The following is a 1,873-nucleotide window of genomic DNA, read 5'->3' as shown; positions in this document are numbered from 1 at the left end:
TTCGGCCACCGCGCGCTGCGGCTGGTCGACGATGCCCTGCAGCAGGTTCAGCCAATGCTCGCCCAGACGGGCGATAGTGGCCGAGTCGAACAGGTCGGTGGCGTAGATCAACGACGCGCTCAGCCCTTCGTCGGTCTCGCAGGTATCCAGACTCAGGTCGAACTGGGTAGTGTCGTTGGCCCAGGCCACGGCTTCGACCGTCAGTCCTGGCACGGTGCGCACTGGCGCCAGCGCGGCGGCCTGGTGGTTGAACATCACCTGGAACAACGGGCTGTGGCTGAGGCTGCGGGTCGGCGCCAGCGCATCCACCAGTTGCTCGAACGGCAGGTCCTGGTGAGCCTGGGCGCCCAGCGCGGCCTGGCGCACCTGTTGCAGCAGTACGCTGAACGGCTGGCGCGGATCGATGTCGGCGCGCAGCACCTGGGTGTTGACGAAGAAGCCGATCAGCCCTTCGGTCTCGACCCGGTTGCGATTGGCCACCGGCACGCCGACGCGGATGTCGCGCTGGCCGCTGTAGCGGTGCAGCAAGGCCTGGAACGACGCCAGCAGCACCATGAACAGGGTCGCGCCCTGGCGGCGGGCCAACGCCTCGAGGCCGTCCTTCAACGCCGACGGCACGGCCAGGTCGAGCTGGGCGCCGCGATAGCTCTGCTCGGCAGGACGCGGGCGATCCAGCGGCAGGGCCAGCACATCCTGTTCGCTGCCCAGTTGTCCGACCCAGTAGGCCAGTTGCCGCTCACGCTCGCCAGCGTCCATCCATTCACGCTGCCAGCGGGCGTAGTCGGCATATTGCAACGCCAGGGCAGGCAGTGGCGCGGCATCGGCCTCGCGGTGGCGGGCATAGCCATCGATCAGCTCGCCGACCATCAGCTGCATGGACGCCGCATCCGAGACGATGTGGTGCTGGGTCAGCACCAGCACCTGGTCATCGGCCGCCAGCGCCAGCAGGCGAACCCGCAGCAGCGGCCCGCGAGCCAGGTCGAACGGTTGGCGGATCTCCTCGGCGACGCGGGCCTGGAGGGTCGCCTCGTTCGCCAGTCGTTCACCGGCGATGGCCAGCGCGGCCGGGCGGTCGATCATCTGGACGATGCCCTCGTCGCTTTCGACGAAGCGGGTGCGCAAGGCTTCATGGCGCTCGACCAGCGCATCGAAGCTGTGCTGCAGCGCCGCGCGATCGAGCGTGCCTTTCAGGCGCAGGACCATGGGGATGTGGTAGGCGCTGCTGTGCGGCTCCAGCTGCCAGAGGAACCATTGGCGTTGCTGGGCATAAGACACCGGCAGCGTGGCGTCGCGCCGCGTCGGCTGGATGGCCGGGGTACGCGAAACCGAAGACGACGCCGGCAAGGCGGCGGCGAAGCCTTGCAGGGTGGGCTGCTCGAACAGTGTCTTGAGCGGTGCGTCCATACCCTGGTCACGCAGACGCGAGAACACCTGGGTCGCCAGCAGCGAGTGGCCGCCCAGGGCGAAGAAGTTGTCGTGCAGGCCAACGTGCTCCAGATGCAGGACCTGCGCCCAGATCGCCGCGACCTGCTGTTCCACTTCGCTCTGCGGCGCCACGTAGGCGTGCTGCGATTGCGTGGCGTCCACGGCAGGCAGGGCCTTGCGGTCGAGCTTGCCGTTAGGCGACAGCGGCAGGCTGTCCAGTGCCAACCACTGGTTCGGCACCATGTAGTCCGGCAGGCCACGGCGCAGGTGTTCGGCCAGTTGTGCCTGCCAGTTTTCAGCTTCGCCGTTCAGCACCACATAACCAACCAGCTGCTTGCCATCCGGCACCGTCACCACCGCTTCACGGACCAGCGCGTGCTCCAGCAAGCGCGCCTCGATCTCGCCCAGCTCGATGCGCAGGCCGCGCAGCTTGACCTGGTGGTCGATG

General features: G+C 68.0%; 1 protein-coding gene. It reads right to left on the bottom strand.

Translation table 11 applies throughout. From position 1 onward, the window contains the following. Positions 1 to 1,873 (bottom strand): condensation domain-containing protein (locus N7422_RS26795; RefSeq protein ID WP_279809343.1); only part of this gene is annotated, 1,873 nt, incomplete at both ends.

The sequence above is a fragment of the Pseudomonas sp. GD04091 genome, from assembly GCF_029836165.1.
Taxonomy (GTDB): domain Bacteria; phylum Pseudomonadota; class Gammaproteobacteria; order Pseudomonadales; family Pseudomonadaceae; genus Aquipseudomonas.
Note: the sequence above shows the minus strand (reverse complement) of the source record. Positions and strands in the feature narration are given on the sequence as shown.